This window comes from Bacteroidales bacterium, from assembly GCA_022647615.1.
GTDB lineage: Bacteria > Bacteroidota > Bacteroidia > Bacteroidales > UBA932 > Egerieousia.
The window spans coordinates 773,983-792,125 of the sequence record JALCKZ010000001.1; the positions used below are offsets into that span (position 1 = coordinate 773,983).

Sequence of the window (18,143 nt, forward strand, 5' to 3'; positions counted from 1 at the left end):
GTGTTTATTTTAACATATTTAATATTCCGTTGTATAAATCTTTTGTATTCACTTTGCTTTTTTGCATTTGCTCAACTTTCTTTTTCCCGATAGCTGACAATTTGAATAACATCTGCCTGTGGTCCGCTTTTGCAATTGAGCGCACTAAAAAACCCTTCTTTTCCGCTGCAGTTATAATCTTGGAACCTCTTGATGCAGAGAGACCTATATATTTATAAATTTCTCCGGCCGAACGTTCTTTTCCGTCCTTCATGCAGCAAAGCAACATTGCTTCATTAATGGTTATGTCATTCTCCGCAGAGAACTCTTTTTCAAATTTGTACAGCTGCTTGTACACCTCTTTCAAAGCACAAATTGGTTCCATTGTCATATAGTTTTACGATGCAAATATATAAATTATTTTCTATTAGAAACTATTTCCTATAGAAAATAATACTTAGGCAGAATAACCCCTGAGAGCCTCAAAATTTTAGTTAATTGGTGAAATTTTATATATTTGCGTACTAACCAATACGTTTTATAGTCTGTGGAACCTCCCAGTTGTAGCTTAATAATTCTTTTTAGCAGCAGTCAGGCAACATCATTGTTGATGGGGATTTGCATAATCTTCTTATTGTTTTGCTCCGCTATGATGAGCGGGAGCGAGGCGGCGTTTTTTTCTCTTTCCCCACAGGAAACAGAGAAGTTGCGCAAGTCCGCAGATAAAAACAGCAAACGTGTTATTAACTTGATTTCCAGACCAAATGATTTGCTTGGTACAATTCTTCAAGTAAATAATTTGGTAAACATTCTAATAATTCTGCTCTCATCTGCTCTTATCTCCAGGCTGTTTGATTTCACAGGGCATCCGGTGCTTGAGTTTATTGTCTGTACCGTTATTGTAACGTTTGTCCTTGTACTTTTTGGAGAGGCGATGCCAAAGTTAATTGGCAACAGCAGACCGGTCTCTTTTTCCAGAGCTATGAGCATGCCGCTTTCTATCTTGAGACCGCTGGCAAAACCAATCAACAAACTTATGGATTTGTTCACAAAAAACGTGGATGCCGGAATATCCCAAGATGTTGAGGATGACCCATATAAATATTTGAGCGGAGCGGTGGAAATGACTATTCCGTCAAACCCGGAGCAGAAGAAAATTCTTAAGAGAATACTTTCATTGCCAAAGAAAAATGTAACAGAAGTTATGAAGCCGAGAGTAGATGTGGTTACGTTGGAGATGGACATGAGCAATGAAGAGGTCATAAAAATTGCAACGGAATGCGGATATTCCCGCCTTCCTGTTTACAAAGATAATCTGGATGACATCCGCGGATTCCTGTATATCAAGGATATGCTGCCATTTCTTTTGTCTGCAAATTCTAATCAGGCTCCCGACAGAACATCTCCTGCAAAAAAATTTGACTGGCGCAGCCATATAAGAGAGGCATACTTTGTTCCGGAGTCTAAAAAGACAATTGATTTGCTGGAAGAATTTAGAGAACAGAAAAAGCACCTTGCAATTGTAGTGGATGAATTTGGCGGGATGGACGGAATTGTAACTTTGGAAGATATTCTGGAAGAGATAGTTGGAGAGATAACAGATGAAAGCGATAAAGAAACTGTCGCGATGAAAAAATAGAATTATTTTAACAACAGATATTAAAAAATTGAGATATAAAAATGGGACTGTACACTAAAAAAGAGTTAAAGGACGGAACAACAATTGCCGTCTGGGAGATTAAAGAGACAGAAGACGAACTCCTTAAAATTATTGGCACTCCTAAAGAGGATCTGGAAGATTTGTTCTTAATAAAAAGCGCGCAATTAAGGCGGGAGAAACTTGCCGTAAGAGCTTTGATTAACAGCGTGTTTGAAGAAGAGATGCATCTTGGCCACCATGATAACGGGAGCCCTTATCTTGTCAATAACATGACGCACATAAGCGTCACTCATACAAATAATTTTGCTGCAATAATTATAAATCCTTCGGAAGATGTAGGCATTGATATTGAGTGCCTGGACAGAGATTTTTCCGCTGTAGAGAAGAAGGCTTTATCTGAGAATGAGATTGATGATTTGCTGGATGAAAAAGAGGATGATGATGAGCGTAAGAGGGAGAGGACGCAGCAACTTGCTATTTATTGGTGTGCAAAGGAGGCTTTATACAAAAGGATGGGACGCCATGATGTTGATTTTTCCAAAGACATGGAGATTGAAAAATTCAGCATAAGAGATGAGGGGGATATAGATGCTGTTTTTAAATATCCTAAGGATGAGCATATTGTAAATGAGGATGGAGAAGAGGAGAATGAAGAGGAAGAGTTTGAGCTGGAGTATGAAGTCTTTGCAAACCACGTAATGGTTTGGCTTGTTGGATAATTTGCTCCAGGAAAATTATTTTATCTCAATAATAGCTTCTGAGATATTTATCATAAAGTCTCCTACATGCTCGCACTCATTGATAAAGTCCATGTAGTAAACTCCTGTAAGATAGCCGTAGGAATTATTCTCCAGATTAAGAAGGTGTTCTTCCTTTAGATTGTTGCGGTATTCATTGATGTTCTGCTCTGCATCCTGAGCATTGGAAATATCCGTAATATGATCATAACCAAGCTTTAAGTTGGTCTCCATTGCATCAAAACCCTTCTCCAGAAGATCTAGCATATAGTTAAGTTTCTTTAGCATTGTAGGGTCAAAGGTGGTGTTGTGGATATTGCGCCTCTGCAGAATTCTGCCCATATTGAAACCGCTGTCGCCGAGGCTCTCAAGTTCACTTATTATCTTATACATTGCCTGCTGGCGGCGGGAAGATTCATCACTTAATACCCCCTCTGACAAGCTGTTAAGATATTTTGCAATTTCAAACTCAACATGGTCGGTGATAAGCTCGTAGTGCTCCAGCTTGCGGTATAGCTCATCAAATTTCTGAGGATCAGTTGTGTTAAGCGCTTCCCTTGCATAGCCGTATTGTTTGCGGCACAGCTCGGCAAAATGCAAGATTTCCTCTTTTGCCTGGCCCAGAGATAGTTCCGCCGTGCTTAAAGGCCCGCCCTGTATATACTGAAGTCTGTAAACTTCCTCTTCTTTTGGACTCTTCACCATCTTTGTTACCAGAGTTACTATCTGCGGTGTAAACCAGACAAGAATCATGGTATTGCAGATATTGAACAAAGAGTGCATCATTGCAATGGAGCAAAGCAGAGAGGTATTTGATGCTCCGCTCATTAGAGGATTGTCCATTCCAAGCCCCATAATTGCCCATGAAACAAGTTTCAAGAAAGGATGGAACAAATTACAACCCAAATTACTCCAAAGACATTGAATATTGTATGTGCCCTGGCGGCTCGCTTACCAGATGCATTTGCGACCATTGCAGCCAGGTTTGCAGTAATAGTTGTTCCGATATTTTCTCCAAGTACCATTGCGGCGCAATATTCAAATGGCAGCCAGCCATTGTTGCACATTACCAATGTAAGGGCAATAGTTGCGGCGGAGGACTGCATTATGATTGTAAGAACGGTACCAATTAGCACATAGAGAATTACGGACCAGTTCCCATAGCTGGACCACTTGCGAATAAACTCTATAACCTGCGGAGAATTATTTAAATCGGGAACGGAATTTTTTAAGAACTCAAGGCCAAGAAACAAAAGCGCAAAGCCTATAATCATCTCTCCTATAGACTTTTTCTTTTTGGACTTGCACATCATGAAAACAAATCCAAATCCGATAAGAGGAATAGTTATTGATGAAAGGCTCCCCTGAAATCCCAGCAAAGCTAGAAGCCACGCGGTAACCGTAGTACCGATATTGGCACCCATGATTACTCCAATTGACTGAGAAAGAGAGAGCAATCCCGCATTGACAAAGCTTACAACCATAACGGTTGTGGCACTTGAGGATTGAATTATTGCTGTAACGCAGAGACCTGTAAGAATTCTCTTAAAGGCGTTGGAGGTCATGGCGGCAAGAAAACTTCTAAGCTTGTCTCCTGCAACTTTTTGCAGGGCCTCACTCATCATGGTCATTCCGTACAGGAACAAACCCAGCGCGCCGAGAAGCTTTAGAATGCCGTAAACTACATTCATCTGCTTAAATAGTAGTTTTAACCATAGTTCAACAAATGTAATTCTAAAATTGGAGTTAGAAAAATATTTTTTCTCTTAACTTAGCATCTGCAAACAAAAGTTAAGATTTTGAAAAAGTTTCTATTCTCTGCTGCTCTTTTACTGCTTATTGCCTCTCAGGCGTTTGCGCAGTATTACTACATTGGAGAGGAGCCGTCGGGAGTAAAATGGCAGATAGCAAAATCCGGACACTTCAGTTTAATCTTTCCATATAGCGACAGCACTGCTGCCGGCAAGGTTGCAAAAAGATACCTTAATCTGATGGAGCTTAATTATGGTTCCTCAGCAGATTCTCTTGGGTTGCGTTCCGGACTGTGCAATAGTTTTCCTATGGTGCTGCATACGTATAATGCTAAGGGGAATGGTGTTACGGTTTGGGCTCCGCGACAGATAGATTTTTACGGTATACCATCTGCGTATTCTACCTATCCTCAGAAGTGGGAGGAGCAGCTGGTTTTGCATGAGGGAAGACATGCGTGGCAAATTGCACATTTCACAAAAGGAATTTACAAATATCTCTATTGGTTTCTGGGTGACCATATTACCGGAGGAGCCTCCGGAATCTATCCTTCTAGGTGGATGCTGGAGGGAGATGCAGTGGTTGCGGAGACGGAGCGGAGCAATGCGGGACGCGGCAGAAGCGGCTCCTTTTTAGCCTATTATCTTTTGGATACAAGGGTTCCAAATCGGAGCGGGGAATTAAAGGAACGCACCTGGGACCAGTGGCGGTTTGGGTCTGTAAAGAATTACACTCCAAATCATTATGCTCTTGGATATTGGATTAACAGTGCCGCCAGATATGAAACAAAGGATTATAAACTTGCTGATAAAATATTTACGCTGGAGGCAAAACAGTTCTGGAATGTTAATGTGGTCTCCAATGCTTTTGAAACTTACACGGGGAAAAGTCACAGAGATTATGTGCGGGGGGCTGAGTTTGAAAAAATGAAATCTCTTTATAATCAGACAAATACGCAGTCCGATGCTTCTGCGGCAACCCTTCCTTTTGAGGAGAGGGCAACCGGTGCGGAGCATGGCTATTATGTTAATTATGACAAAGTTACTGTTATTAATCCCGATAGCGTTTTAGTTGTTTATTCCGGATATGGAAGCTCATCTTATCTTGCCCTTTTGCAGAGAGATAAAAAAGACGGTGCTTTTAAAAGCAAGGTGCTGAGGTATTTCAGCAGTTCTACCAGCAATCTTCTTTATAAAGATGGCAAAATTTGGTGGAGCGAGATTGTTCCAAATCCGCGATGGCAGCAAGTTGATTACAGCCAGGTTTATTCTTATGATTTAAAAAACGGAACAACATCTCTTCTTAAAGAGGGAACATATTGGTACAACCCCTCCGGATGTAAGGATTATCTTGTGCTAACTGAGTATAACGGCAGTGCTGATTTTTCCAAATTGCTTATTGTAAATCCTTATTCTGTAAGTGTTTACAGGAGCAAATCCTTCCGCGGCCAGATTTTGGAAACGGCCTCTGTAGGAACCAAAATATTCATGACCGCCATTACAGATGATGGAGAAGGTTTGTATGTATATGATGGAAACGAAATTTCAGAGTCGGCTGCAACATCAGTAATAGCTCCTCAACATCAGGTGATTAAGAGATTGCGTTCAGAAGGCAGGTTATTATATTTTATCTCTGATTTTTCCGGAAGCGATATGTTGTATTGTTATGATACTGCTGCGGGGAAAACTTTCCGGGCATGCGATGCTGTAAATGTCTCTTCTGCACAACTTTCAGGCGAAGATTTATATTATACCGCAATGAAGGATGCCCACGGTTTTAAAGTTTATAAATCTTCTCCAAGCAGAATTGCCGTTCCTGGAGATTCTATAGGAAGAGCGCATTATGTTGTAGCTGAGGAGCTTTCCGGGCAATACAAAGAGGCGCAGAGCAAAGAGCCAATGGAGAGGCTTAAAAAAGATATGGATGCCGATAGCGTAACTATCGGGAACTACAATAAGTTACAACATCTGCTAAAACTTCACTCCTGGGCTCCGGTCTATTATGATGTTAATTCTGTTACTGCCGGAAGTTATGATTCATTTATTAATGAAGCTGCTCCTGGCGTAACGCTCTATTCCCAAAATACTTTGGGTACTGCGGTTGGAATGGTGGGATACTCTTATTTGCACGGCAGAAGCGGCTTGCATGCAAAGTTTTCATATACAGGTTTTTATCCGGTCTTTGAAATGGAGGCTCATTACAATGACGCAGCCATGACAGATAAGAACAAACATTCTATTCATACTGCTGCCACATTATATATTCCCTGGAGATTTAATTCCGGCGGATGGAACAGAGGATTTATTCCGCAAGTTTTGTGGAGTTATAGAAATGACCAAAAACTGTATACAAAATTGTTTATTAAGAAGAATGTTGATAGACAACAGCTTATAGGGGCGTTAAGAGCTTATTGCATGCTTCCTGTTTCAAAAGCTCAAATCTATCCAAAGTGGGGAATTGGCGCAAGTGTACGGGCCGGCTTTAATCCTAACGGAGGCAATAAATTTGGCTCAATTTATTCCGGATATGTTTATGGTTATGTCCCCGGTATTTTTTGGAATCAAGGGATAAAACTTTCCGCAGGGTATCAGTATCAGGATATTGGTGGTCATACATATTGGCTTGGCAATCAGCTTGATATGCCAAGAGGAATGGATGAGGAGTATGGAACGGATTACTATAAGCTCTCTGCTGATTATGCTATTCCGCTTTATCTTGGAGATGTTTCACTTGGCTGTTTTGCCTATCTTAAACGTCTGCAAATCATTCCGTTTGCGGATTATGCCAGGATTAAAAAAAATACGGGGTGGAGCAATATGCACGCAATAGGAGGGGATATAATTGTTGATGGACATTTCTTTAGAATAGGATATCCTGTTAGTCTCGGATTCAGATATGCAAATAATGGCGGAGGACACAATTACGGCGCCCTTCTGTTTTCTATTACATTTGATTAACCATGAAACTCTTTAAAAAAAATACCCTGCAGCTTTTTGACTGGATAATAATAATTGGTTCCATAGTTTTTTACCTAGGATATTGGCTTTTTTTAAAATTTGGAAGCGGAGCCGCAGAACAGTTTAGCTTGATTGGAGCAGTTGCTGGTGTTACTGGTTTGACTTGTAATGTGCTATGCGCAAAAAGAAACATTTTCAACTACTTTTTTGGTTTGATTAATGTCTCCCTATATGCTTATATATCCTTGAATAATAAGATATACGGAGATTTTGTGCTAAATGCGTTTTATTATTTTCCCATGCAATTCATAGGCTTCTTTTCCTGGATAAAAAAACGCGGAGGAGTGGATGAAAAGGGGAACAAAGATGAGACAGTTGTCAGCACTCTAAAGATGCCTTGGAAATACAGGATATATTTAATTTTAGGATGTGTAATTCTTGTAACAAGCTGCGGTTTTATTCTTCAGGCGGTCAATGACCCTCAGCCGTTTAAAGATTCCGCAACAACGGTTCTCTCCATAATTGCAATGATACTTATGGTAATGACCTATATGGAGCAGTGGGCAATCTGGATTTTTGTAAATGCCCTTAGCATAATTATGTGGATTGTGGTCTATATGCGTGGAGGTGAGGCTTCTGCGGAGATGGTTATAATGTGGTTTTTCTATCTGGCTAATTCTATTAACGGATATATTGTTTGGAAAAAGGCGGCGGATAAAGCAATATTGGAGAAGAAAGCTCTTGAGGAGCAGGATGTTAAGAGTGATTCTCAAAATGGGATTTAATTGCCTGAGCAACTTTTGCCCCGGCAAATTCCGTCAATTCTTCCGCGGAGATTTCTCTCAACCTTGCAACGCTTTTATATTTTTGAAGCAGCTTTTTCTCAGTTCCCTCTCCGATGCCCTTAATATCACGCAATTCTGAGTTTATTTGTCCTTTGCTTCTCTTTAATCTGTGGAAAGTTATTCCAAAGCGGTGCGCCTCATCTCTGAGCTGCATAATTAATTTTAGACCGGGAGAATTTTTATCTAAAAAAAGCGGCGTCGGGTCTCCCGGAATAATAAGCTCTTCCAATCTTTTTGCAATGCCTATTATTGGAATCTTTTTATTTAGCTTTAAATCCGTCAAGGCTTTATATGCAAAATCCAATTGACCTTTTCCTCCATCCACAACAATCAGCTGCGGCATTTCTCCATCTTCCTCCAGAAGCCTTGAATATCTGCGGAATACAACTTCATACATGGAGGCAAAATCATTTGCACCCACAACGGTTTTAATATTAAATTTTCTATAATCTTTTTTGCTTGGCCTGCCGTTTTTAAATACAACGCATGAAGCAACCGGATTGGTACCCTGAATATTTGAGTTATCAAAGCACTCAATATGAACGGGAGAATTTTGGAGATGCAAGTCTTTTTTAAGCATCTCGACAGATACGCTTTTGTGTTCAGGATTTTTTAGAGCGTCCTGTTTTAAATTTTGGAATTTGAATTCCGATGCATTTTTTTGACTCAGCTCCAGCAGGCTCAGCTTGTCTCCTCGCAGCGGAACATGGATATATTTCTCCTCTCCAAATATTTTTTCAGATGGTTCAAACGGCACAAGTATCTCCGGATTAGGAGTTGTGCCCGCACTTTTAAGGATATCGTAAACATCTAGAATAAAATGTGTTAGCATATCCTCTTTGCTCTCTTCTATATTCATCTTCAGCTCCAGGTTCATTGTTTGAATAATACACCCGTTGCTCACTCTCATGTAATTTCCGTATGCCGCGGACTCTGAGAAAACAATTGAGAACACATCTATGTTGGAGAGCGTTGGCTGGACAATAAGAGATTTGTTGTAGTGTGCATTTAAAATTTGCATCCTCTCTTTGTAAACCTCCGCCTCTTCAAATTTAAGTGCCGCTGCGGCTGCAGTCATTTTCTCTTTAAACTCTTTGACAAGCGGAGTTGCATTTCCCTTAAGAATATTTTTAATGTACTCTATTTGAATATTATACTCCTCTTCTGAAATTTTTCCTATGCATGGAGCGGAGCATTTTTTAATGTGCCAGTTAAGACACTCTTTAAATTTCCCCGCTGCAATGTCCTCTGCGTCAAGCTTTAAAGAACATGTTCTTAGTTTGAAAAGGGAGTGAAATAAATCCAGCAAGTGATGCGCGTATAATGCAGACCCGTATGGTCCAAAATATAGAGAGCCATCCTGCACAACCCGGCGAGTCATAAACATTCTTGGGAAAGTTTCATTTTTTATGCAAATCCAAGGGTATGTTTTGCTGTCTTTAAGCAGAATGTTATATCTGGGCTGATACTGCTTTATCAAATTGTTTTCCAGCAGCAAAGCATCTTGCTCGCTCCCCACCACCGTATGCTGCAAATCTGCAATTTTGCTCACAAGAACCTGAGTTTTAGCATTTAATCTGTCGGGAGTCACAAAATACTGCTTAACCCTTTTCTTCAGATTTTTTGCCTTGCCCACATAGATGATTTTTCCATCTGAGTTGAGGAATCTATAGACCCCCGGCTCATCCGGCAATAGAGATATTTTCTCTTCCAAATTTATTGTATCTTTGTGGCTTGCAGGCATTGTTCTACTAATGGGTACAAAAGTAATTAATAATTCTGAAGTCAAGAGCGCCCTCAAAATTCCCGGCGTTGCGGGGACATTGGTTGCGGCCGCTGCAATGAAAATTGCCGGCTTTGACAAGATGAATGCTATTTACTCTCACATCTCCCAATATAATGGGTCAGATTTTGCAGATCATCTTATTGAATATCTTGGCGTTACGGTAGATGTTAATTCCAAGGCGCTGGAAACGATTCCAAAAACAGGCTCTCTTATTGTAGTTTCAAATCACCCCTTTGGCGGAATAGACGGGATGATTGCCGTTAGCATTCTGAGTAAAATCAGACCCGATATTAAAGTTTTGACAAATTTTATTCTCTCCCAAATTCCAAATATGAAAGAGCAATTTTTGCCTGTGAATCCTTTTACAGACAAGGCCAATTTAAGGAGCAGTTTCAGGGGGATCAAAGGGGCAGAGGAGCATTTGGCAAATGGAGGTGTGCTGGTTCTTTTCCCTGCCGGGGAGGTTTCATCTAATGATAATGAAGAAGGGGTGGTAAAAGATATAGAGTGGCAACCTTCTATTATTAAGATGATTAAGCGGGCCAACGTTCCCGTTCTTCCCGTTTATTTTCATGGAACTAATTCTGCGTATTTTCATTTCCTGGGTAAAATCAGTCCGAAATTAAGAACATTAAGATTGCCCGGAGAGCTTAATAACAAGAAGGGCAAGACAATTCATTTTAGGATAGGAGGAGTTATACCTGTAGAAGAAATAGCTGATTATAAGGAGAATAAATCTTTAGGTGCCTATTTGAGGAGCAGAACTTATGCGCTTGAGGCCAATTTAAAGAGCGATGTCTCAAGGGAATACACCGTTCCGCTAATTGCGCCGGCCAGCGTTGATAATATTTTATCGGAATTCAATGATTCTCCCGACAGCAAACTATTTCAGGTTGGGCAGTTCTCTTGTTATTTGTTTGATTATAAAAATATTCCGGCTATAATGCAGGAGATAGGACTTAGGAGGGAGGAGGCATTCCGCTTTGTTGGAGAAGGGACAAACAAAGAGAGTGATACTGATGAGTATGACAAATATTACAAGCATCTTGTTCTTTGGGACAATTCTAAAAATGAACTTGCTGGTGCGTACAGGCTTGGCATAGGCAGCGAGATTATTAAAGAATACGGAATCAAAGGATTTTATACTGACTCTCTATTTTGTTACAAGCAGGAGTTCTCCCCATTGCTTAATCAATCTGTTGAATTGGGGCGTTCTTTTGTTGCTAAAAATTATCAGAAAGATACTCTTGCTTTGCTTCTTTTGCTAAAAGGACTTCTCTATGCAATGTTGCGTTACAGGGATGTTAAGTGCCTTATAGGGCCTGTGAGCATAAGCTCTTGGTATCCGGCTTTTTACAGAAGCGCAATGATATATTATCTTAGATTGAAGCAGTACATACCGGAGTACTCAGCTCTTGTATCTCCCAAGAATCCGTTTGTTCCCGATTTTGGCAGGGTGGATATTGAGGCGCTCCTTTCCAAGAAGATGGACAATCTGGAGACTTTTGACCGGTTTATTTTTAAGATTAGCGTCGGACAGTATCGTCTTCCTACGCTGCTGAAAAAATATTTGAGATTGAACGCAAAGATTATCAACTTTAATGTTGACCCTGATTTCAATGATTGTGTTGACGGACTTATTATGTTGAATCTCAACGATATGCCGACGGATGACATTGACGGGCTTTCAAAAGAGTTTGTAGATTCCGGAAAAGATGACATCTACCGCCGCTTTTACGGGGATACTTATTAACGCATTTTACAACTCTGCAAGTTCTATTTTAGGGTACCGGGTCATAGCCGCTGCCTCCCCATGGATTACATCTTAAAATTCTCTTAATTGCTAGCCATGAGCCTTTTATGGGGCCGTATTTTTTTAGCGCCTCCACTGCATAAGCTGAGCAGGTAGGTGTGAATCTGCAGCATTGCGGCTTAAGAGGAGAGATACAAATTTGGTAGAATTTAATAAGAATCAGGAATGGTATGCTCGCGACAGTTTTAATGGTGTGCAGTATTTTGTTTTGTCCCGCCTTGGATGTTTTATTCTGTTGTTGCTGAGGCTGCATCTGCAATTTGTTTTAAAATGTCCTTGAGCTTCTCTTCAATGAAACTGTAATCTGAAATTTCCTTTGCAATATAGCTTATGAAAATATCAATTCCCTGTTGCGGAATCAGAGTTTTATTTTTTCTGTAAGCCTCTCTAATCCTGCGTCTTAATAGATTTCTGTCAACTGCTTTTTTGAAGTTTCTTTTTGGTGCAAGAATAAGAATCTTATTAATGCCTCCTTCCGTTTTCATCCAGCTAGCCTTAAACGGGAAGACAAATAGCGGATTGCCTTTGATTTTAAGCTCCTCTATCTCTTTGAACGAACAGAGACGCTCTTCCTTTTTAAAGGTGTTTTTTTCTGAACTTTCTTGAGACATTTTGTTTTCTTTACGGGAGTCTTTTTAACAACTTTCTTATTGCTTTTTACTGTTGCCGATTTTACGGAAGATTTTTTCTTTGCCGGTATTGGCTTCTTTGCCGCCGGTGTTTTTTTTGCAGGCGCGGCTTTCTTTGCGGAGACTACCTTCTTTGAACTTGCTTTCTTTCCTGCAGTTACAGCTTTTTTAACTGGAGCCTTCTTTGCAGGAGCAGCCCTTTTTACGGGTGCCGTTTTTTTAACAGGTTCTGTCTTTTTAACTGGCGCCGCTTTCTTTTCAGGTGCTGCATTTTGCTGAGCAATAAGCTTATCCGTATTGTTTATGCAATATTCAATAGCAGAAGCCATGGACGGATAATTTGCAGCCGGTCCCGCCAGCGTAGTTTTAAGTTTTGCAGATTGCATTGCCTTTTGCGCGCTGTTACCAAAAATTACAAACATGGTTTCTCCCTGCTTGTAGTTTGGATAGTTGGCTTTCAGTGATGCTACGTCAAGTGCACTGTAAAATGCAATTAATTGATAATCAGCAAGATTTACGCTCTTCAAATCACTGTTCACAATCTTTACAAAAACGGCTGAAGAGTGTTTAAGTTTTGCCTGCTCAAACATTTTGCTCCACTCCGGTCTTAAGTGATCAGCTGTCGCGATTAAAAAATTCTCATCTCTATGTTTCTCATTAGTAGCGTTTTTGACAATAGATTCAAAAGTTCCGTTACCAAAGAAAATTTTTCTCTTTCTGTATACGATGTGTTTTTGAAGATAGTAAGCAATATTCTCTCCTATACAAAAATACTTTAAACTTTCAGGGACTTTATATCTCTGCTCTTCACACAATTGGAAGAAGGCATCTATGGACGCCTTTGCCGTAAACACAATGGCAGTGTAATCCGGGATGTTAATACGCTGTGTTCTAAACTCTCTGAGACTCAGGGGTTCCAACTTAAAAAACGGCTTAAAATCTATGGCAACTCCATACTTGGCGGTCAAATTTCCGTATTGAGGATTGCCTCCTGCCTGCTCCGGTTGTGAAATCAATATCTTGCTAATCTTCATAATCTGTCTAAATTGTTTTAACAATTAAAACAATCGGTAAAATTTCCACGGTGCAAAGATACAAAATGTAAGTAAATACGGAAAATCTGTTCTGGAACATAATTCTTCTTTCCATGTTTAAATACAGCAATGTCGGTACTGCGCAACTAATTGCAATCCACCATATTATGTAATTTGCTGAAATGTCCTGGAATAATGAAAAAATAACTTCTCCCGCCAGCATGAATATGATGGCCATGGCAAAATATGTGCGCCCGAATTTATTTATAAGCCGGAAGGAGGATGATTCATTAACATAATCCAAAATAGTAAGTATCCATGATTTAAGAATAACGTATATTCCCGTGGACACTACAATTAGACCAAATGCTTCTGCTACAGGTATTTCTCCCATGAAGCCATAATTGATATTTTGGTTTGCAAGTATGAACGCAAGCAAGCATGTTCCAAATACTGCCGTAAGATTACGGCTTGTCTGCATTGCGGAGTCGCCCTCCATCTCTCTCATTCTCTTTAGGTTAAAGGAGCGTGTCATTATTTTGATGCTCCCTTCTGCTATTCTTTCACATGCCAAAATAAAAAAGACCAGGAGCATTAGGAACAATCCAAGATTGGTGTATGTATCAATCTTTTTTGGAATGTATGTTTTCTCAAAGCTCTCTACGGATGAGACGGTTTTGACGCTTTCCGGCCATGCGTTTGAGATAGGTTCAAGTAAATTTTTATGAGGGTTCGGCTTTACATTTTTAAGCTCGTTGATTAGATCATCCAAACTTTTTCCCGCTATCAGAGCATGCTCTTGGGTCTCATGGTCAATTGTAAAATGGGGAGGTATATATAAAAAGTTGGCGGCTGCTGCGGAATCTGCTGGTGCCTGCGATGCAACATCTGAGGTTGCCGTATTGGCAAGCGTATCTACCTGCTGAACAGGGAAATAATATGTAAGACCTGCATGAGCCATTAATGATTATAATCTTTTTAATATCGTCAAATTTAATTTAGCCGGATTACCTGCGGGCTAGTTTCCTCTTTTAGCTTTGTAACCTTGTGAAAGGAGTATGGTTACAATTTTATCCCGACAGTCTCCCTGTATTAAAATTTCTCCATCTTTTATAGAACCGCCTACGCCGCATTTGGTCTTAAGCAGCTTTGCAAGGGTTTCCAAATCTTCCTCAGCTCCTATAAAATTTTTGACCAGGGTAACCTGCTTCCCTGCTCTTCCCTTGCGGTCTATCATTACCACCAGCTTTTGCTCCGCTGGCTTAAGTGTTCCGGCGGCAGTTCCGTTATCGGCTGAGGATACGTTGCCGGCGGCGGAATGACTATCGCGATTATAATTAAAATCGGGATTAGTTGAATAAACTACGCCAAGTCTCTTTTTCCAGTCATTATTTGCCATGGCTAATAATTTGCAGGGGTTAAAATTTTCCGCAAAGGTAGTATTAAAAGGAGTAAAAGAGTATCTTTGCCAACCACTATCATTTTTATATTTAACTGATGGAAATTAGAAGATTTAACAGGATTAATAACATTGTGGCGGTTATTGTTTTGGTCGTCGCATCTGTTACGTATCTCTCTACAATTGAACCAAGCGTGAGCTTCTGGGATTGCGGAGAATTTATTGCATCATCATACAAGCTGGAGGTGGGACACGCTCCAGGAAACCCTGTATTCCAGGTAATTGCACGCGCATTTACTTTCTTCGGGGACAAAATGCATGCTGCCAAACTTATAAATTCCATGAGCGCCTTGTGTTCCGGTTTTACGATATTCTTCTTATATCTGACTATCGTTCACCTTGTTAGAAGAATTACTGAAAAGAAGAGGAAAATGGTTTTTGCAAACGGGAGCAACGCTTCCGGAGCGGCAGAAGGAGAATTTTCTCTTGGAGATGCAATTGCAATGTATGCGGCAGGTGTTGTTGGTGCTTTGGCGTATTGCTGGTCTGATACATTTTGGTTCTCTGCGGTTGAGGGTGAGGTTTATGCAATGTCATCTCTGTTTACAGCTGTTGTTGTTTGGGCAATGCTTAAATGGGAAGAGGAAGCGGATGAGAAATATGCAAACAGATGGATAGTGCTTATTGCCGTCCTGATGGGACTTTCAATAGGAGTGCAACTTCTTAATTTATTGGCAATTCCTGCTCTTGTTTTTGTTTATTATTACAAAAAATATACTGTTACAAAGAAGGGTGCTTTTAAAGTCATGCTTCTTTCATTTGTATTGATAGCATTAGTGCTTTGGTTTATAGTTCCTTATACAGCAAAGTTTGCAGCATATACAGATTTGCTGTTTGTAAACGGTTTAGGGCTTCCTGTAAATAGCGGAGCAGCATTCTTTGTGGCTGCTATTCTTGCGCTTTGCTTCTGGGGCGTTTATAGAACGTACAAGACTAAAAAAGCAATTTGGAATACGATATGGTTATGTCTTGCTTCTATACTGATAGGGTATTCTGTATTTGCCGTTGTAATAATCAGGTCCAGCGTAAATACCCCTACAAACGAGTATCAGCCAGATAATCCTTTTACCCTTGTAAGATATTTGAGCAGAGAGCAATATGGCAGTCAGCCTCTTCTTTACGGTGAGACTTATGCCTCCACTCTTAAGGAGATAAAGGTTCCTCATTATTATAATATAATGCATGGCAAATATGTGAAGCTGGATGCGCCGGCTGAGCCTGTTTACAATTCAGACACCAAGATGGTGTTTCCAAGAATGTACAGCTCTGCAGATCCATCTTATGCGGACTTCTACAATATGTACACTAATGGCGGCGGACGTTACATAGAGGGGAGCGATTACAAGATGCCTACCATGGGAGCTAATCTTAAGTATTTCTTTGATTATCAGTTGGATTTCATGTACTTCAGATATTTCATGTGGAACTTTGTGGGGAGACAAAATGATTTGCAGGCAAGTGTTCCGGGTGATATTTACAAAGGCAACTGGGAGAGCGGAATTAAGTTTTTAGATAAGGCAAGACTGGGAGACCAGAGTGAGGGGCCTGCTTACATTGTTCACAGCAGGGCAAAGAACCATTTCTATTTTCTGCCTCTAATTCTGGGACTTATAGGTTTGTGGTATCAGTATAAGAAAGACAAGAGAAATTTTGTTGTAACGCTTCTTTTGTTCTTCATGACAGGTATTGCAATCATATTATATCTTAACCAAACTCCTTATCAGCCAAGAGAGAGGGACTATGCTTATGCAGGTTCATTCTATGCGTTTGCAATTTGGATTGGTATTGCCGCAATGTGGCTGGCGGAAGTTTTGGAAAAGCTTATGAAGAAGCCAGTTGCAGCCTCTGCGGTTGCAGGTGTTTTGTGCTTGCTTGTGCCAATTCAGATGGTGTCTCAGACGTGGAATGATCACGACAGAAGCGGAAGATATACCTGTCGCGATATGGCTTATAATTATTTGCAAAACTGTGATAAAGACGCAATTCTGATTACACACGGAGATAATGATACATTCCCTTTGTGGTATATTCAGGAGGTTGAAGGTGTTAGAACAGATGTGAGAATTGTTAACACTTCATTGCTTGGAACTGATTGGTACATAGACCAGATGCAGCTTCAGCAATATGATTCCAAACCAATAAAATTCTCTATAAAGAAGGAGCAATATTATTACGGATGCAATGATTATGTGCAGGTTGTGGATAGAATAAAGGGTCCTATCCTGGCATCTGATGCAATGGATATTTTTGAAGATCCTTCTATTACAATTCCTTTGACAGATGGCAAGGACCACAATTTTATCCCTTGCAAACATTTGTTGATACCTGTAAATAAGGAGAATGTAAAGAAGTATCATATTGTTGCGGAGAAAGATTATGATAAAATTTTGGATACGGTAGAACTTGTTATTCCAAGCAATGTCTCTTCTATTACTAAAACAGATTTGATGTTGCTGGATTATCTGGCTCATTATAAATGGGATAGACCGCTTTATATGCTTAGCAGAGGAGGAGATGTTAATATTGGAGAGAAGGATTATCTGCAATATGATGGCTTTGGATATAAGTTTGTTCCTATAAAGAGCGCAACCGGACAGGCCGCCGGAAATATAGATCAGGTGGATGCTGATGCTTTGTATAATAGAGTAATGAATGTTTACAGGCTTAATTCTTTGAAAGCTCCAGTTAACATTGATTACCAGAATCTTTTAACATTCAACTCTTTAATTTCCATAAGAGAGATTATGACCAATACGGCCAAGGCCTTGTTGCAGGTTGGAGAGAAAGAGAAGGCGGTTAAGGTTTTGGACAGGATGCAGGAAGTTATGCCGGAGAAGAATTTCCCGCTGAACAATTCTATTATCTCTTCAGTCAATGATGCGGCCGTAATGGATGCAATCATTGTTTACTTAGAGTGCGGACAAAAAGCAAAAGGTGTTGCGCTTGGAGAGAAAATGGTAGAGGAGACAGAACAGCATATTCTTCTGTTCTCCAAGCCTTATCACGGCAAGCTGATATCAGAGGATAACCTTAAGAGAAACTTGTATTATTTGCTTATGATAGCAGATGCTTACAGGCAAGGCGGTGCAACTGCTGAGGCCAAAGCGTTATCAGATAAGGCAAACAAATACATAAGCTTCTTTAACGGAGAACCCGTAACCCCTGACAAACCGGTCACTTACGGAGCCCAAGGCCAGCCGGCCGCCAATGCCGGTCAGCCCGCTTCCAACGCTGATCAGCCAGCTTCCAACGTAACCCCTGATAGCGCCAGTTAGTGTTACGGTTCTTTTAAGGTGGTCCCTTGCGGCGGTTAGTGCTGCGGTTCTGGTCCACCATCGGAGCATCTGGAAAGGATCTCCTGCTGAGCGGCAGCGGGCATCATCACCATACGCATATCTCTTATATTCTGCCAGCCAGTTGCCGCGCAGCCGCACCGGAGGTGCGTGCCTCCTTCACCGCGGTAGCGGTGTAAACCACAGATTGCCAGCATGCTTT

The 18,143-nt window shown here is 40.5% G+C and carries 14 protein-coding genes and 2 pseudogenes; 6 read left to right on the forward strand and 10 right to left on the reverse strand.

Features of this window, described 5'->3' with window-relative positions; translation table 11 throughout:
* Window positions 1–4 precede the first annotated feature (4 nt).
* Window positions 5–364 carry a MarR family winged helix-turn-helix transcriptional regulator gene (locus tag LKM37_03335; protein MCI1720042.1) on the reverse strand — a complete coding sequence of 120 codons (360 nt, stop codon included), beginning with the start codon at window positions 362–364 and terminating at the stop codon, window positions 5–7.
* Between the two features lie 225 nt (window positions 365–589).
* Between LKM37_03335 and LKM37_03340 the strand changes: the two genes are divergently transcribed.
* Together LKM37_03340 and LKM37_03345 are read left to right on the forward strand one after the other, a co-directional pair.
* Entirely contained in the window at window positions 590–1,618 is a 1,029-nt protein-coding gene (locus LKM37_03340; GenBank protein MCI1720043.1) for a CNNM domain-containing protein, read from the forward strand.
* Window positions 1,619–1,659: 41 nt separating this feature from the next.
* Window positions 1,660–2,358 (forward strand): 4'-phosphopantetheinyl transferase superfamily protein, encoded by a 699-nt coding sequence (locus tag LKM37_03345; GenBank protein ID MCI1720044.1) that lies wholly within the window; start codon window positions 1,660–1,662, stop codon window positions 2,356–2,358.
* Between the two features lie 15 nt (window positions 2,359–2,373).
* Here the strand turns inward: LKM37_03345 and LKM37_03350 are convergent, their stop codons facing one another.
* Window positions 2,374–3,282, reverse strand: coding sequence for a hypothetical protein (locus LKM37_03350; GenBank protein ID MCI1720045.1), 909 nt, complete (start codon window positions 3,280–3,282; stop codon window positions 2,374–2,376).
* Window positions 3,252–4,067, reverse strand: coding sequence for a Na/Pi symporter (locus LKM37_03355; protein ID MCI1720046.1), 816 nt, complete (start codon window positions 4,065–4,067; stop codon window positions 3,252–3,254). Before LKM37_03355 ends, LKM37_03350 begins: the two co-directional genes overlap by 31 nt.
* 108 nt (window positions 4,068–4,175) lie before the next feature.
* On the opposite strand from LKM37_03355, the gene LKM37_03360 reads away from it, so the two are divergent.
* Window positions 4,176–7,082 carry a hypothetical protein gene (locus tag LKM37_03360; GenBank protein ID MCI1720047.1) on the forward strand — a complete coding sequence of 969 codons (2,907 nt, stop codon included), beginning with the start codon at window positions 4,176–4,178 and terminating at the stop codon, window positions 7,080–7,082.
* A gap of 2 nt (window positions 7,083–7,084) precedes the next feature.
* Window positions 7,085–7,867 (forward strand): nicotinamide riboside transporter PnuC, encoded by a 783-nt coding sequence (gene pnuC, locus LKM37_03365; GenBank protein ID MCI1720048.1) that lies wholly within the window; start codon window positions 7,085–7,087, stop codon window positions 7,865–7,867.
* Here the strand turns inward: pnuC and uvrC are convergent.
* Window positions 7,839–9,641, reverse strand: a complete 1,803-nt coding sequence (gene uvrC, locus LKM37_03370) for an excinuclease ABC subunit UvrC (GenBank protein ID MCI1720049.1) — start codon at window positions 9,639–9,641, stop codon at window positions 7,839–7,841. The two genes, pnuC and uvrC, sit on opposite strands and share 29 nt — an antisense overlap.
* Window positions 9,642–9,681: 40 nt before the next feature.
* Here uvrC and LKM37_03375 point away from each other — a divergent pair, with 40 nt between their 5' ends.
* Window positions 9,682–11,466, forward strand: a complete 1,785-nt coding sequence (locus LKM37_03375; protein MCI1720050.1) for a lysophospholipid acyltransferase family protein — start codon at window positions 9,682–9,684, stop codon at window positions 11,464–11,466.
* Between the two features lie 28 nt (window positions 11,467–11,494).
* Here the strand turns inward: LKM37_03375 and yidD are convergent, their stop codons facing one another.
* The 6 genes and pseudogenes from yidD to LKM37_03405 form a co-directional block, all read right to left on the reverse strand.
* The gene (gene yidD / locus LKM37_03380) at window positions 11,495–11,716 is read right to left on the reverse strand and encodes a membrane protein insertion efficiency factor YidD (GenBank protein ID MCI1720051.1); all 222 of its coding nucleotides are present in this window, start codon (window positions 11,714–11,716) and stop codon (window positions 11,495–11,497) included.
* Window positions 11,717–11,753: 37 nt separating this feature from the next.
* Window positions 11,754–12,137 (reverse strand): ribonuclease P protein component, encoded by a 384-nt coding sequence (locus LKM37_03385; GenBank protein ID MCI1720052.1) that lies wholly within the window; start codon window positions 12,135–12,137, stop codon window positions 11,754–11,756.
* A 143-nt stretch (window positions 12,138–12,280) separates the two neighbouring features.
* Window positions 12,281–12,394 (reverse strand): annotated as a pseudogene (locus LKM37_03390) (heparin-binding hemagglutinin).
* Between the two features lie 177 nt (window positions 12,395–12,571).
* A pseudogene (locus LKM37_03395) lies at window positions 12,572–13,189 on the reverse strand (uroporphyrinogen-III synthase).
* A gap of 7 nt (window positions 13,190–13,196) precedes the next feature.
* Window positions 13,197–14,150 (reverse strand): DUF4271 domain-containing protein, encoded by a 954-nt coding sequence (locus LKM37_03400; protein MCI1720053.1) that lies wholly within the window; start codon window positions 14,148–14,150, stop codon window positions 13,197–13,199.
* Window positions 14,151–14,207: 57 nt separating this feature from the next.
* Window positions 14,208–14,588, reverse strand: a complete 381-nt coding sequence (locus LKM37_03405; protein MCI1720054.1) for a translation initiation factor — start codon at window positions 14,586–14,588, stop codon at window positions 14,208–14,210.
* A 98-nt stretch (window positions 14,589–14,686) separates the two neighbouring features.
* Between LKM37_03405 and LKM37_03410 the strand changes: the two genes are divergently transcribed.
* Window positions 14,687–17,923, forward strand: a complete 3,237-nt coding sequence (locus tag LKM37_03410; protein MCI1720055.1) for a DUF2723 domain-containing protein — start codon at window positions 14,687–14,689, stop codon at window positions 17,921–17,923.
* The last annotated feature ends 220 nt before the right edge of the window (window positions 17,924–18,143 follow it).

Bases quoted from the DNA above. Each gene is read 5' to 3' on its own strand.
- LKM37_03355 (MCI1720046.1), bottom strand. From the start codon at position 4,067: ATGAATGTAGTTTACGGCATTCTAAAGCTTCTCGGCGCGCTGGGTTTG.
- pnuC (MCI1720048.1), top strand. From the start codon at position 7,085: ATGAAACTCTTTAAAAAAAATACCCTGCAGCTTTTTGACTGGATAATA.
- LKM37_03340 (MCI1720043.1), top strand. From the start codon at position 590: ATGGGGATTTGCATAATCTTCTTATTGTTTTGCTCCGCTATGATGAGC.
- LKM37_03400 (MCI1720053.1), bottom strand. From the start codon at position 14,150: ATGGCTCATGCAGGTCTTACATATTATTTCCCTGTTCAGCAGGTAGAT.
- LKM37_03345 (MCI1720044.1), top strand. From the start codon at position 1,660: ATGGGACTGTACACTAAAAAAGAGTTAAAGGACGGAACAACAATTGCC.
- LKM37_03410 (MCI1720055.1), top strand. From the start codon at position 14,687: ATGGAAATTAGAAGATTTAACAGGATTAATAACATTGTGGCGGTTATT.
- LKM37_03335 (MCI1720042.1), bottom strand. From the start codon at position 364: ATGGAACCAATTTGTGCTTTGAAAGAGGTGTACAAGCAGCTGTACAAA.
- LKM37_03385 (MCI1720052.1), bottom strand. From the start codon at position 12,137: ATGTCTCAAGAAAGTTCAGAAAAAAACACCTTTAAAAAGGAAGAGCGT.
- LKM37_03405 (MCI1720054.1), bottom strand. From the start codon at position 14,588: ATGGCAAATAATGACTGGAAAAAGAGACTTGGCGTAGTTTATTCAACT.
- LKM37_03375 (MCI1720050.1), top strand. From the start codon at position 9,682: ATGGGTACAAAAGTAATTAATAATTCTGAAGTCAAGAGCGCCCTCAAA.